Origin of the sequence: Halorubrum sp. ARQ200 (genome assembly GCF_005435115.1) — an archaeon.
Lineage (GTDB): Archaea > Halobacteriota > Halobacteria > Halobacteriales > Haloferacaceae > Halorubrum > Halorubrum tropicale.
Window position 1 is genome coordinate 44,285 of the sequence record NZ_SGTZ01000008.1, and the last position, 12,892, is coordinate 57,176.

At 73.2% G+C, this 12,892-nt stretch carries 13 protein-coding genes; 8 read left to right on the top strand and 5 right to left on the bottom strand.

Translation table 11 applies throughout. The features are described 5' to 3' along the window. Nucleotides 1-7: 7 nt before the first annotated feature. On the bottom strand, nt 8-247 hold the full coding sequence (locus EXE50_RS10760) for a hypothetical protein (RefSeq protein ID WP_053770286.1): 240 nt from the start codon (nt 245-247) through the stop codon (nt 8-10). Nucleotides 248-351: 104 nt separating this feature from the next. Then, entirely contained in the window at nt 352-678 is a 327-nt protein-coding gene (locus EXE50_RS10765) for a hypothetical protein (RefSeq protein WP_053770287.1), read from the bottom strand. 58 nt (nt 679-736) lie between these two features. On the opposite strand from EXE50_RS10765, the gene EXE50_RS10770 reads away from it, so the two are divergent. The 4 genes from EXE50_RS10770 to thrC all read left to right on the top strand — a co-directional run bounded on the left by EXE50_RS10770 (nt 737) and on the right by thrC (nt 3,448). Continuing rightward, the gene (locus EXE50_RS10770; RefSeq protein WP_053770288.1) at nt 737-982 is read left to right on the top strand and encodes a hypothetical protein; all 246 of its coding nucleotides are present in this window, start codon (nt 737-739) and stop codon (nt 980-982) included. A gap of 99 nt (nt 983-1,081) precedes the next feature. Continuing rightward, complete coding sequence (gene upp, locus EXE50_RS10775) at nt 1,082-1,759, top strand: uracil phosphoribosyltransferase (protein WP_053770289.1); 678 nt, start codon at nt 1,082-1,084, stop codon at nt 1,757-1,759. Between the two features lie 82 nt (nt 1,760-1,841). Next, on the top strand, nt 1,842-2,057 hold the full coding sequence (locus EXE50_RS10780; protein ID WP_053770290.1) for a hypothetical protein: 216 nt from the start codon (nt 1,842-1,844) through the stop codon (nt 2,055-2,057). A 107-nt stretch (nt 2,058-2,164) separates the two neighbouring features. Then, nucleotides 2,165-3,448 carry a threonine synthase gene (gene thrC / locus EXE50_RS10785; RefSeq protein WP_137705072.1) on the top strand — a complete coding sequence of 428 codons (1,284 nt, stop codon included), beginning with the start codon at nt 2,165-2,167 and terminating at the stop codon, nt 3,446-3,448. 228 nt (nt 3,449-3,676) lie between these two features. Here the strand turns inward: thrC and serA are convergent, their stop codons facing one another. Further along, complete coding sequence (gene serA / locus EXE50_RS10790; RefSeq protein ID WP_137705073.1) at nt 3,677-5,281, bottom strand: phosphoglycerate dehydrogenase; 1,605 nt, start codon at nt 5,279-5,281, stop codon at nt 3,677-3,679. Between the two features lie 170 nt (nt 5,282-5,451). Between serA and EXE50_RS10795 the strand changes: the two genes are divergently transcribed. Further along, complete coding sequence (locus EXE50_RS10795) at nt 5,452-6,726, top strand: hemolysin family protein (protein WP_137705074.1); 1,275 nt, start codon at nt 5,452-5,454, stop codon at nt 6,724-6,726. 10 nt (nt 6,727-6,736) lie between these two features. On the opposite strand, the gene thpR is transcribed toward EXE50_RS10795, so the two are convergent. Then, nucleotides 6,737-7,312, bottom strand: coding sequence for an RNA 2',3'-cyclic phosphodiesterase (thpR, locus tag EXE50_RS10800; RefSeq protein ID WP_137705075.1), 576 nt, complete (start codon nt 7,310-7,312; stop codon nt 6,737-6,739). A gap of 122 nt (nt 7,313-7,434) precedes the next feature. Here thpR and EXE50_RS10805 point away from each other — a divergent pair, with 122 nt between their 5' ends. Beyond that, nucleotides 7,435-8,331, top strand: a complete 897-nt coding sequence (locus tag EXE50_RS10805; protein ID WP_137705076.1) for an alpha/beta fold hydrolase — start codon at nt 7,435-7,437, stop codon at nt 8,329-8,331. Nucleotides 8,332-8,604: 273 nt separating this feature from the next. Then, complete coding sequence (locus EXE50_RS10810; protein ID WP_199241356.1) at nt 8,605-9,249, top strand: helix-turn-helix domain-containing protein; 645 nt, start codon at nt 8,605-8,607, stop codon at nt 9,247-9,249. Nucleotides 9,250-9,279: 30 nt separating this feature from the next. Here the strand turns inward: EXE50_RS10810 and EXE50_RS10815 are convergent, their stop codons facing one another. After that, nucleotides 9,280-11,046: an excinuclease ABC subunit C gene (locus tag EXE50_RS10815; protein ID WP_137705118.1), complete on the bottom strand. Its 1,767-nt coding sequence runs from the start codon at nt 11,044-11,046 to the stop codon at nt 9,280-9,282. 145 nt (nt 11,047-11,191) lie between these two features. Between EXE50_RS10815 and EXE50_RS10820 the strand changes: the two genes are divergently transcribed. Further along, nucleotides 11,192-12,808 (top strand): methyl-accepting chemotaxis protein, encoded by a 1,617-nt coding sequence (locus EXE50_RS10820; protein ID WP_053770298.1) that lies wholly within the window; start codon nt 11,192-11,194, stop codon nt 12,806-12,808. The last annotated feature ends 84 nt before the right edge of the window (nt 12,809-12,892 follow it).

Consider the following 12,892-nt stretch of genomic DNA (forward strand, 5'->3'; position numbering starts at 1 on the left):
CGGCCGCTCAGCAGGCGCAGCCGCTCCCGGTCGCGCGCTCGAAGCGCATCGCGTCGCCGCAGTCGGGACAGGTCGGCGTCCCCTCGGCGTCGCGGTCGAGCCCCTCGTCGTCCACGTCGACGTCGCGGACGCGGACGCCGCAGCCGTCGCACCAGTACGCCCCCTCGGAGCCGTCGTCGCCCGCGGTGCCGGGCGCCCGCTGCGTCGAGCCCGCGAGCGCGTCGGTCACCGTGTCGAAGATCCCCATGCCCTAACTGTCAGCATCGATCGTCTTAGTCTCCCGGTGTCGTGCGATCGAGTCGCACAGCCGACTCGCGGTCCCGAATCGCCCCGCTCGGCCCCGCCGCCCCGTCACAAAAGCGGCAGCGTGAGCGCGAGGAACGCGACGCCCAGCCCGACCCCGGCGTACAGCAGCCGCTCGAACCGCTGTCCGGAGGGGAGCGGGCCGGCGTCGACCGGCGGCGCCGACCGGACCAGCCGCCGGTGCGCGACCAGCGCGACCGCGGCGAACCCGACCGCCGAGGCGGCGAGCGCGAGGGGGAGCGACAGCCCGTAGGCGAGCCCGTACAGCGGCCCGAACGAGAAGACGAGCGTGAACGCGAGCCCGGTCGTCACGAGGAACGGGACCGGGTCTATCGGCTCGCCGCGGCGGTTGCGTGGGCGGGGCGCTGCGACCATGGCCACCGTACGTCCCGGACGGACAAGAGCTAAGTGGCGCACACCCGCCAGTCGGCGTATGAGCGCCGAGGAGAGCGTCGACGGGGGAGACGACGAACGGGGCCCCGGGATCCGCGAGGGGGTCGAGCGCTCCTCGGGGGACCCGAAGGTGCTGCTCGCGATGAACGCCGTGCTCTCGACGTGGTTCGCGTGGATGGTCGTCTGGGGGCTCGACCTCCTCGGCGCGGCGACGCTGTCGGCGCGCAACGTCGCGACGCTGGCGCTGATCCTCTTCGCCGCGACGTACGTCGCCGTGCTCCGGTAGCGGTCGGCCGGTGCGGCCGGCGACTCTCGGCGTCGACCGTCGTCGGTCGAGCGGCCAACACGCCACGTTTTAAGACCGTTCCGGCCGCGGTTCCGACCAATGACGATCGAAGACCGCGACGACGCGTACCTCATCACGCACGCGCTGGCGACGGACACCCTCTCGCGGCTGCGCGACGCCGAGACGGAGCAGGTCGCGTTCCGGAAGGGCCTCGTGAAGCTCGGCCGCATCTGCGGCTACGAGATCATCGACGGCGCGATGGAGACCGAGTACGTCCCGGTCGAGACCCCGCTGGAGGAGACCACCGGCGAGCGCGTGAAGGGCCTCGACGACGTGGTGATCATCAACGTCCTCCGCGCCGCGACCCCGTTCGTCGAGGGGCTCCTGAAGGCGTTCCCCCGCGCGAAGCAGGGCGTCATCTCCGCCGGCCGCGACGAGGAGGCCGGGATGACCGAGGACGGCGAGTTCCCGATCACCGTCGACTACGTGAAGCTCCCCGAGATCCGACCGGACGACACCGTCATCGTCGCGGACCCGATGCTCGCGACGGGCTCGACGATGGTCGCCGTCCTCGACCACGTCCTCGACGAGGCCGAGGACTTCGAGGACCTGTTCGTGCTGTCGGCGGTCTCCGCGCCCGCCGGCCTCGTCCGCGTGAGCGAGGCCGTCCCCGAGGCGGACCTCCTGACGGTCGCCATCGACGATCACCTCGACGACGACGGGTTCATCGTCCCCGGCCTCGGCGACGCGGGCGACCGGGCGTTCCGTACGGTGTGAGGTTCGCGGCAGGCGCGTCGCCCCCGCGAGGCCCCGCTCCCGTCGACGTACTTTTAAGAGCCGCCGCCGCGACCGGTACGATATGAGCGACGCGCCGACGACCGAGCCCTGCGACGCCTGCGGCGACCCCACCACGGACGCGCTCGCGCGCACCGTCCGGCTGAGCGTCGACCGGGCGAACATCGACACCCAGCGGCTCTGCCCCGACTGCTTCGCCGACTGGATCCAGCGCTACCAGGACCGCCTCGGCTCCGGCGGCGAGGAGAGCGACGACACCTCCGAGATCATCGTCGACTGAGCCCCGCGGCGGTCGCTCCGAGCGGGACGGCCGAACACCTTCGCTCCGGCCGGCAACGTCCGTTCCGACCGGCCGGCTTAAGCGTCGGCGGGACGGACCCCGTGGTAATGGATCTCGCCATCGACGCCCCGGCCCCGGCGGCGCCCGACTGCGCCGCCGACGGGACGTGGCTCGCGTGTATCGACTGCGACGAGACGTTCGCCCCCTTCGAGGACGTCCGGTACACCTGCGACGAGTGCGACGGCCTGCTCGAAGTGCGGTACGACGACCCGCCGTCGTTCGACCAGTTCGGGTCGGGCGCGCCGACCGACGGCCCCGAGCGCGGCGTCTGGCGCTACCGCGAGGCGCTCCCCTTCGACCTCGGCGTCACCCTCCCCGAGGGCGACACCCCCCTCCACCGCGTCCCGCGCATCGAGGAGGCCGTGGGCGTCGACGCGCTCCGGATCAAACACGAGGGGATGAACCCCACGGGCTCGTTCAAGGACCGCGGGATGACGGTCGGCGTCCGCGTCGCGAAGGAGCTGGGCGTCGGCGCGCTCGCGTGCGCGTCCACCGGCAACACCTCGGCCGCGCTCGCGGCCTACGGCGGCCGCGGCGACATGCAGACGCTCGTCCTCCTCCCCGCGGGGAAGGTCGCGGCCGGGAAGGTGGCGCAGGCGAGCCTCCACGGCGCGCGCATCCTGGAGGTGGACGGCAACTTCGACGCCTGCCTCGACATCGTCCAGGCGCTGGCCGCCCGCGGCGAGGCGTACCTGCTCAACTCGCTGAACCCGTTCCGTCTGGAGGGACAGAAGACGATCGGCTTCGAGATATTAGAGGAGTTCTACGCCGACTACGGTGCGTTCCCGGACCGGATCGTCCTCCCAGTCGGCAACGCGGGCAACACCTCGGCGCTGTACAAGGGGTTCCGCGAGCTCGTCCAGGCGGACGCGCTCGACGTCGACGAGGTCCCCAAGCTCACCGGCGTCCAGGCAGAGGGGGCCGCCCCGATGGTCGAGGCGATCGAGGAGGGGAACGACGAGATCCGGCGCTGGGAGGAGGTCGAGACGCGCGCGACCGCGATCCGCATCGGCAACCCGGTCAACGCGCCGAAGGCGATCCCGGGGATCCGCAACACCGGCGGCACCGCGGTCGCCGTCAGCGACCCGGAGATCACCGCCGCCCAGCGTCACCTCGCCGCCGAGGGGGTCGGCGTCGAACCGGCCTCCGCGGCGAGCCTCGCGGGCCTGAAGAAGCTCCGTCGCTCGGGCGTCGTCGGCGACGACGAGCGGGTCGTCTGCCTCACCACCGGGCACCTCCTGAAGGACCCCGACGCCGCCTACGAGGCCGGCGGCGAGCCCGAACCGGTCCCGAACGACGTCGACGCCGTCGTCGAGCACCTGCGGGACTGAGTCCCCCGCGACGATCCTCGCGGTCGCCGACCTCTCGGTACCCCGCCGCTCGGACGCACGGGCGGCACGGCTCGTAGTAAATACCGGCCTACGGTACAACAGACGCGTCGGTAGACCGCTCGACGACGGCGCCGGACGACCTCGTCGTGCCGTCGGGGGCGCTCGGCGGAGGAGTGAGCGGCTCGGCCGCCCCGGTTTCCGCTCGCCGGCGCGTCGGTCAGTCCGGTTCTACTCGTCGGCGCGCCCGCTGGCGCCGTCCAGCGTGATCTCGGTGATCTCCACGACGCGGCCGTCCGCGAGCAGCTCCTCGATCGCGGCGTCGGGGACCGCCGAGTCGAGGTTGTAGACGGTGAGCGCCTCGCCGCCCTGGGTCTCGCGGCCGTTGAACATCCCGGCGATGTTCACGCCGTGGTCGCCGAGGACGGTGCCGATGAGCCCGATGACGCCGGGCTCGTCGGTGTTGCGCGCGACGAGCATGTGACCGTACGGCACGGCGTCGACGCGGAACCCGTCGATCCGGACGATGCGGGCGTCCTCGCCCGCGAACAGCGTCCCCTCGACCGCGATCTCGTCGTCGCCGTTGCGCACGGTGACGCGGACGAGGCTCTGGAAGTCGTCGGTCTGTCGGGTCTTCGACTCCGTCACCTCGATACCGCGCTCCTCGGCGAGCCGCGGTGCGTTCACGGCGTTCACCTGCCACTCCAGCGGCTCGAAGACGCCCTTCAGCGCGCTCGCGGTGACGAGGTCCACGTCCTCCGCGGCGATGTCGCCCTCGTAGGTCGCCTCGACCTCGGTGATCCGGCCGTCGAGCAGCTGGGCGGCGACCTTCCCGGCGGTCTCGGCGACGTCGATGTACGGCTCGATCCGCGGGAAGGCGCTCTCGTCGACCGAGGGCGCGTTGAGCGCGGTCAGCACGGGCTCGTCGTCGAACGCCGCCAGCACCGCCTCCGCGGTGTCGACCGCGACGTTCTCCTGGGCGGCCTCCGTCGAGGCGCCGAGGTGGGGCGTCAAGACGATCTCCTCGACGTCGAGCAGCGGCGAGTCCTCGGGGAGCGGCTCCTCCGCGAAGGAGTCGAGCGCGGCGCCCGCGAGGACGCCGTCGTCGACCGCCGCGGCGAGCGCGCCCTCGTCGACGATGCCGCCGCGCGCGCAGTTGATCAGGTAGCCGCCCTCCAGCTGGGCCAGCTCGGCCTCCCCGATCATCCCCTCGGTCTCGGGGAGGAGCGGGGTGTGGATCGTTGCGAAGTCGCCCGCGGCGAGCGCGTCGTGGAGGTCCTCGACGAGTTCGGCGCCCATGCGGTCGGCGCGCTCCTCGGAGATGTACGGGTCGTAGACGACCAGGTCCATCCCGAGCGAGTCGAGGCGCTTGGCGACCTCCTGGCCGACGCGGCCGAGGCCGACGATGGTGAGCGTCTTGTTGTTCACCTCGGTGCCGAGGAACTCGCCTTTCGCCCACTCGCCGCCGACGAGGCGGCCGTGCGCCTGCGGGATCGAGCGCGCGACGGCGAACGTCATCGCGACGGTGTGCTCGGCGGCGGCGCGGACGTTCCCCTCGGGCGCGTTCGCGACGATGACGCCGTGGTCGGTGGCGGCCTCGATGTCGATGTTGTCGACGCCGATGCCGGCGCGGCCGACGATGACGAGGTCGCTCGCGGCCTCGAAGACGGCCTCGCTCACGTCGGTTCCGGACCGCACGATCAGCGCGTTGGCGTCGGCGACGGCGGTGAGCAGCGCCTCCCCCTCGGCCTCGTAGTCGGTGACGACCTCGTGGCCGGCGTCTCTGAGTCGGTCCAACCCCGCGTCCGCGATGGGGTCGGTCACGAGTACCTTCATGCCGAAACGCACCCGCGGCGCGGGGTTAACGCTTTCCTCATCGCGCCGTTTTGCCGCCCGATCGGATCCGCGCACGTGGGCATCGACCCCTGCGTTTCGGGTGGAGAATGCGCGTTCGTGGGTACCTCCCGCGTCGGTACTCCCTTTTATACCCGTCCGCATGGGACGGTATGGACCTCACGATCGCGTTCGTCGGCGTCGGCGCCATCCTCGTGTTGACCGCCGTGAGCGCCTTCTTCTCCAGTTCCGAGCTCGCGGTGTTCTCCGTGCCCACCCACCGGATCGACTCGCTCGTCGCGACGGACGCCCCGGGCGCCCGGGCGCTGTCGGCGCTGCGCGACGACTCGCACCGGTTCCTCGTCACGGCGCTGGTGAGCAACAACGTCGCCAACATCGCGGCCGCGTCGGTTGCGACCGCGGTGTTCGTCCGGTTCGGCTTCTCCGGCGGTGAGGCCGCCACGGGATCGACACTCGTCACCTCGGTGTTCGTCATCGTCTTCGGCGAGATCGCGCCGAAGTCGTACGCGGTCGCGAACGCCGAGAGGCACGCGCTCCGCGTCTCGCGGATCGTCGTCGCGATCCAGCGCGTGCTCCGCCCGGTGCTGTACGTGTTCGAGGCGCTGTCGGGCGTCGTCAACCGGGTCACGGGCGGCGAGTCGGACATCGAGTCGTACCTCACCCGCGAGGAGATCGCGACGCTGGTTCGCTCGGGCGAGGCCGCGGGCGCGCTCGACCCCGACGAGGGCGCGATGATCCGCGGCGTCCTCGATCTGGAGACCACGACCGTCGCCGCGGTGATGGTCCCCCGCACCGACGTGGTCTCGCTCCCGCGGACGGCGACCCCGTCGGACGCGCTCTCGACGGCCGCGAGCGAGGGCGTGACCCGGATGCCCGTCTACGGCGAGAACCGCGACGACGTGGTCGGCATCGTCGACGTGCGCGACGCGATCCGCGCCGAGGAGAGCGGCGCCGACCTCGCGAGCGCGCTCACCGAGCCGGCGTTCGTCCCCGAGACGAAGCCCCTCGACGAGCTGTTCGCGGAGATGCGCGCCAGCGAGGCGCGGATGGTGATCGTCGTCGACGAGCACGGCGCGGTCGTCGGGATCGCGACGCTGGAGGACCTCTTCGAGGAGGTCGTCGGCGAGCTGGTCGGGCGATGGGAGACCGACGCCGTCGCCGTCGTCGCCCCCGACGCCGCCGTCGTCCGCGGCTGGACGACCGTCTCGCACCTCAACGAGACGCTCGGGCTCGCGCTCCCCGCGGACGCGGGCGCCGAGACCGTCGCGGGGCTCGTCACCCGACAGCTCGGCCGGCTCCCCGCCGAGGGCGACCGCGTCGCCGTCGGCGCCGTCACGCTCGCCGTCACCGGGGCGACCGCGACGCGCGTGACGCGCGTCCGGGTGGAGCACGCCGACGAGAACGGGTTCGCCGTCGACGCCGAGTGAGGGCGCGGCCTCAGGCGAGCGGGAACCGCTCGACGACCTCGTACTCGGGGCCGGACGGCGTAAGCGTCGATTCGACCAGCCGGACCTCGTCGACGGCGAAGGTCCCGACTTCCGGGGCCTCGGCGTCGAGCGCGTCGCGGACCGCGTCGGCGCCGGCCGAGTTCTCCACCCTCGCCAGCGTGACGTGCGGCGTGAAGTCGTGATCGGCCGGGTCGACCCCGAGCGCGGTCGCCTCCGCTTCGAGCGCCTCGTGGAGCGCGGCGAGTTCGTCGCCGCCGCGCTCGATCCCGGCCCAGGCGACGGAGACGTACTCGCGGTTCGGAAAGACGCCGAGCCCCGCGACCTCGGCCTCAAACGGGGTGACGCCCGCGCGGTCGACGGCGCGCTCGCCGGCCGCGATCACGTCGTCGAGCGGGGGGTCCCCCCCGTCGCCGCGGCCGCCGATTTCGCCGAGGAACTTCAGCGTCACGTGCGCCTGTTCGGGGTCGACCGGGTTGACGCCGGGCGCGTCGGCGAACCGGGCCTGCGCGTCCGCGACGGCGGGCGCGAGAGGGTCCGGGAGGTCGACGGCGAAGAACGCGCGCATCTCGGTCGAGGGATCGGCCGAGGGACGGATACGGCTTGGGGCCGGGCCTCCGAGCGACACGTAAATACTCCCGTATCAGTCCGGCACCAGTCCCACCACTGGCGCGGTCGTAGTCGACATCGATGGCTACCACCGACTCCGCGCGGCCGGAACCGACCCCGGAGCCTCGGGTCTCGGAGCGTCGAGCACCGAGCGTCGTCCGGACCGACGACGGCCGTCGGATCGCGTACGCGACGTACGGGCCTCCGACCGGCGACCCGCTCGTCTTCCTCCACGGGACGCCCGGGTCACGCCGACTGGGGGCGCTCCTCGAACCGTCCGCGCGGGCGAACGACGTCCGCGTCATCGCGCCCGACAGGCCCGGATACGGTCGGTCGTCGCCGAAGCCGGGCCGGACAATCGCCGACGCCGCGGCGTCCGTGCGGCCCGTCCTGGACGACGCGGGCGCCGAGCGCGCGCCCCTCGTCGCGTTCTCCGGCGGGGCTCCCTACGCCCTCTCGACGGCGGCGACGCTGGATGAGCGGGTCACCGGCGTCGACCTCCTCGCCGGGGCGACGCCGCCCTCCTTCACCGAGGACGCGCCGGCGGTACAGCGGTTGCTGACCGGTCTCGCGTCCGCGACGCCCTCGGTCCTCGGGGCGCTGTTCCGCGGACAGGCGTGGGTCGCGGGCCGGGCCGACCCGTCGTTCGTGGTCGGGCAGTACGCCGCGGACGCGGACGCCGTCCCCGCCGACGCCGCGGCGACGGTGAAAGCGGACTTCCTCGCGGCGTTCGAGCGCCACCGGAGCGGCGCGGTCACCGAGTTCCGGGTCGCTGGGGGCGACTGGGGGATCGACCTCGGCGCGGTCGACGTCCCGGTGCGCCTGTGGCACGGGACGGCCGACGCCAACGTCCCGATAGCCGGGGCCCGGCGACTGGTCGAGGCGCTCCCGACGGCCGACCTCCGCACCCTCGACGGCGCGGACCACCTCGGGACGCTCCTCCGGGCCGCCCCCGAGGCGCTGGCGCGTCCCCGTTGAGCGCTTCGATCCCTCCGAATTCCCGCTGACCGCTTCGGCCCTCCAGGTTCCCGCTGACCCCTCCCACCCATCCCGCGTTCCCGCTGACCGATCTCGCCCCCTCCGCGTTCCCGCTGACCGATCTCGCCCGCTCCGCGTTCCCGCTGACCGCTTCCGCCCGCTCCGCGTTCCCGCTGACCGCTTCAGTCTGCCCCGCCTCTCGAACCCGTCCCGAAGCCGCGCCGAACCATGCGGATTGATGTGTGGGAGCGCCGAACGGGGAGCGAGCGCCGCATGAAACGGATCCGGTTCTCGGCCGCCTACCCGGAGCGGCTCCGCCACCCCCTCCACCGATCGATCGTCGGCGAGTCGCCGATCGCTCGCGCCGAGCTGCTGATGTGGAGTCCGACGGCGGACGCGACGACGCTGCTCTGGTTCGACGGCGACCGCGACGCGACGACCGCCGCCGTCGAGGCGCTCGACTCGCTGGTCGCGCGCAGCCTCGTGCGCGGCGCGGGCGGGACCTACGCCTTCCTCCGACAGGACGACTACGAGTTCCCGGCGGCCCTCCTCGACACCGTCGCGGCGTCGCGGGTGATCTCCCTCCCGCCGGTCGTCTTCCGCGAGGACGGCGACGTGCGGTTCGAGGCGGCGGGCGCGGCCGAAGCGCTCAGCGCGTTCCACGACGACCTCGCCGACCTCGCCGACCTCACCATCGAGCGGGTCCGGGAGTTCGAGCGCCGGCGGACCCCCTCCCGGCTGACCGACCGACAGCGCGCGGCGCTGGAGGCGGCGGTCTCGGCGGGGTACTACGAGGTGCCCCGCGGGGGGACCGTCGCGGACGTCGCGGCCGCGCTCGACTGCGCGACGAGCACGGCCGGGGAACTGCTCCGCAAGGCGGAGGCGGCGGTCGTCGAGCGCGCCGTCGAGCCGGAGTGACGGCGCCCGCCGCGAGGGAGAGACCCGCGTTTACAGCCGCTCGCGGAGCGTGTCCGCGGTCGCGTCGCCGACGCCGTCCACGTCGATGAGGTCCTCCCGGGAGGCGTCGCGGACGTTCTCGACCGAGCCGAACCGCCGGAGCAGCCGGCGGCGCGTCTCGGGGCCGACGCCGGGCACGTCGTCGAGGACAGTCGCCACCTCGTCGCGGACGGTCTGGTGGTACGCGACCGCGAAGCGGTGCGCCTCGTCGCGCACGCGCTGGAGGAGGTGGAGCTCGGGCGCGCCGTCGTCCCACCGCCGGGTCCCGGTCGGGGTGACGACCAGCTCCTCCGCCTTCGCGAGGGCGACGACGGGCACGTCCCACCCCGTCTCCGCGAGCGCGTCGCGGGCGGCCCCCAGCTGTCCGTCGCCGCCGTCGATGAGGAGGAGGTCCGGGTCGGGGCGGTCGTCCGAGCCGTCGAGCGCGCGCTCGGCGCGCCACCGGACCAGCTCGCGCATGTTCGCGTAGTCGTCGTTGCGCTCGGTCAGCTTCTTCCGGCGGTAGTCGGCCGTCTCCGCGCTCCCGTCGACGAAGCACACGTCGGAGCCGACCACCGCGGTCCCCTGCGCGTGGCTCACGTCGAACCCCTCGATCCGCTCGGGGCGGGCGATCCCGAGCCGCTCGCCGAGCGCGCCCACGGGGTCGTCGCGGCCGCCGCGCTTCCGGGCGTTCTTCAGCGCGAGCTCGACCAGCTTCGCCTCGCGGCCGGCGCCCGGCACGCGGACCGCGACCCCCTCGCCCTCCAGCCAGTCGACCACGTCCGGGTCGGCGGGCCGCTCGGCGAGCAGGACCGCGTCCGGGAACTCCCGCTCGGCGTAGTACTGCGCGAGGAACGCCGCGAGGACGGCGGCCGGGGTGTTGGCGTCGGCGGACGAGGGGCCGCCGTCCGCGCCCTCGACCGCCGCGGCGTCCAGCCGGTGCCGGCTCCGGTCGACGAGCTGGCCCCGTTCGCTGTGGAGCCGGGCCACGCGGGCGGCGTCGCCCTCGACGGCGGCCGCCAGCACGTCGACCGTGCGGTCGTCGCTCCGGTCGCTGACGGCCTCGCCGCCCTCGCCGTGGAACGCCTCGACGGCCTCCAGCCGGTCGCGGAGGTTCGCGGCGCGCTCGAACTCGTTCGCCTCGGCGGCCGCCTCCATCCGGCGGCGGAGGGGGTCGGCGAGGACGCCGGTCTCGCCCTCGAAGAAGCGCCGCGCCGCGGCCACGTCCTCGGCGTACTCCTCCGGCGGGATTTCGCCCGTACACGGCGCCGAGCAGATGCCCATTTCGTAGTCGAGGCAGGGCCGGTCGCGGCCCTCGTACTTGTGGTCCGAGCAGCCGCGCAGCCGGTACTCGTCGCGGATCGCCTTCACGACGGTCTCGACGCGTCCCACGTCGGTGAAGGGACCGTACGCGACCGCGCCCGCCTCGGGGTCGCGGGTCACTTCGATCCGGGGCACCTCGTGGTCCGAGAAGGCGACCAGGGGGTACGACTTGTCGTCCTTCAGCCGGACGTTGTAGCGCGGCCGGAGCCGCTTGATGAGGTTCGCCTCCAAGAGGAGCGCCTGCGTCTCCGTGTCGGTGACCGCGAACTCGATCCGGTCGGCGCGCTCGACCATCCCCCTGATCCGCCCCGAGCGCGGGTCCGCGTACGACCGCACCCGGTCGCGGAGGTCGAGCGCCTTCCCGACGTACAGCGTCGCCTCGCCCGCCCGGAACTGGTAGACCCCCGGCTCCGTCGGGAGGTCTCGGGCCCGCTCGCGCACCGCGTCGGCGTCCATCGGTCTCGGACCGACGTAGCCGCCCGACGCCATTGAACGCTGCGGGGCGCGGTCCCCGCCGCCCCGAAGCCGCTCGTCGAGGTTATCAGAATCGAATATCGGGACGGACGCTTTATGATGGCGCTTGGGAGACGGTGACGTAGACATGAGTAGACTTCGCGAGCGCCTGCGGAACGCACTCGGGTGGGGGAGCGATTCCCGGTCGGTCCCCGACGGGGGCGTCGTCGTTGAGGACGGCGAGGGAACGGACGCCGGGACGGCCGCGGCGGACGAGGCCGTCGGCCCGGGCGAGGAGGGGCACGGCGTCGCCGACGAGGCCGGCGTGAACCGCGCGGCGACGCTCGCCGGCGCCGGCTTCGAGCAGGTGTTCAACGCCACCAGCATCCCGACGTTCATCCTCGACTGCGACGGGAACGTCGCCGAGTGGAACGAGTCGATCGCGACGCTCACCGGCGTCGACCGCGACGAGGCGGTCGGGCACGGCCACGTCTCCGAGCTCTTCTACCCCGACGGCCGCCGGGCCGACACGCTCGCGGACAAGGTCCTCGACGCGCCGACGAACGCCGACGAGGTGTACGGCGTCGAGCCGTGCGACTCCGCGCGCGACCGCTACCGCGACGCCAGCACGATGGTCGACCGCCACGGCGAGGAGCGCCACATCGAGTTCACGGCGACCGCGCTGTACGACGACGGCGAGCTCGTCGGCGTGACCGAGGTCGTCATCGACCGGACGGAGACGGTGAACGAGCGCGACGCGACGAGCGAGCTGGTCGCGGAGGTCCGCGAGACCGCCGAGGCGATCGGCGAGGGGGACCTCGACGCCCGCGCGGGCCACCGCGACTCCTTCGAGCACCTCGACGGCGACCTGATCCGCGTCGTCGACGTCGTCAACCGGATGGCCGACAACCTCGACGAGCTCTCCTCGGGCGTCCACGAGAAGGCGCGCGACCTCGACGAGACGGTCGAGGAGGCGAGCGCCGCGGCCGCCGACATCGCGGAGAACGTCGACGAGCAGAACGAGCTCTTGGAGGAGAGCGTCTCGGAGATGCAGTCCTTCTCCGCCGGGATGGAGGAGGTCGCCGCCACCGCCGACCAGGTCGACTCCGCAGCCGTCGCCGCGAGCGAGGCGGCCGACGAGGGCCTCGACGCCAGCGAGGACGCCCGCGAGGCGACCGAGGACGTCGTCGAGATCGGCGACGAGTTAGTCGAGAGCGTCGGCGCGCTCTCCGAGCGCATGGACGACATCGAGGAGGTCATCGAGGTCATCTCCGACGTGGCCGAGCAGACGAATCTGCTCGCCCTGAACGCCAACATCGAGGCCGCCCGCGCCGGCGAGGGCGGCGACGGCTTCGCGGTCGTCGCCGAGGAGGTGAAGAAGCTCGCCGACGAGACCCGCGGTTACACCGAGGAGATCACGGAGAGCCTCGACAAGCTCCAGACCCAGTCGGCGGAGACGACGACCGCCGTCGAGCGTTCCCACGAGCGCATCGAGGACGCGGGCACCGAGATCGAGACGGTGCTCGACTCCCTCGAAGAGATCGCCGACGCCGTCGACGAGGCGGCCGCGGGCGTCGCGGAGGTCGCGCGGACCACCGACGACCAGGCCGCGACCGTCGAGGAGCTCACCTCCTCGCTGGAGGCGGTCCGCGAGCGCTCCGACCGCACCGAGGACGCGACCGAGCGCATCGTCGACGCCACCGACGACCAGGAGGCGGCCGTCGACGAGCTGATCGCCCGCGTCGAGCGCCTCGACGCCCGGTAACGGCCCGTCGACGCCGCGGCCCGCCCGCTCTTCCGGCAACGCCCCGTCGACGCCGCGGCCCGCCCGCTCTTCCGAGGTCTCGTT

Excerpts from the sequence above, each read along its gene's own strand:
- EXE50_RS10760 (WP_053770286.1), bottom strand. The coding sequence starts at position 247 with ATGGGGATCTTCGACACGGTGACCGACGCGCTCGCGGGCTCGACGCAG.
- EXE50_RS10765 (WP_053770287.1), bottom strand. The coding sequence starts at position 678 with ATGGTCGCAGCGCCCCGCCCACGCAACCGCCGCGGCGAGCCGATAGAC.
- EXE50_RS10770 (WP_053770288.1), top strand. The coding sequence starts at position 737 with ATGAGCGCCGAGGAGAGCGTCGACGGGGGAGACGACGAACGGGGCCCC.
- upp (WP_053770289.1), top strand. The coding sequence starts at position 1,082 with ATGACGATCGAAGACCGCGACGACGCGTACCTCATCACGCACGCGCTG.
- EXE50_RS10780 (WP_053770290.1), top strand. The coding sequence starts at position 1,842 with ATGAGCGACGCGCCGACGACCGAGCCCTGCGACGCCTGCGGCGACCCC.
- thrC (WP_137705072.1), top strand. The coding sequence starts at position 2,165 with ATGGATCTCGCCATCGACGCCCCGGCCCCGGCGGCGCCCGACTGCGCC.
- serA (WP_137705073.1), bottom strand. The coding sequence starts at position 5,281 with ATGAAGGTACTCGTGACCGACCCCATCGCGGACGCGGGGTTGGACCGA.
- EXE50_RS10795 (WP_137705074.1), top strand. The coding sequence starts at position 5,452 with ATGGACCTCACGATCGCGTTCGTCGGCGTCGGCGCCATCCTCGTGTTG.
- thpR (WP_137705075.1), bottom strand. The coding sequence starts at position 7,312 with ATGCGCGCGTTCTTCGCCGTCGACCTCCCGGACCCTCTCGCGCCCGCC.
- EXE50_RS10805 (WP_137705076.1), top strand. The coding sequence starts at position 7,435 with ATGGCTACCACCGACTCCGCGCGGCCGGAACCGACCCCGGAGCCTCGG.
- EXE50_RS10810 (WP_199241356.1), top strand. The coding sequence starts at position 8,605 with ATGAAACGGATCCGGTTCTCGGCCGCCTACCCGGAGCGGCTCCGCCAC.
- EXE50_RS10815 (WP_137705118.1), bottom strand. The coding sequence starts at position 11,046 with ATGGACGCCGACGCGGTGCGCGAGCGGGCCCGAGACCTCCCGACGGAG.
- EXE50_RS10820 (WP_053770298.1), top strand. The coding sequence starts at position 11,192 with ATGAGTAGACTTCGCGAGCGCCTGCGGAACGCACTCGGGTGGGGGAGC.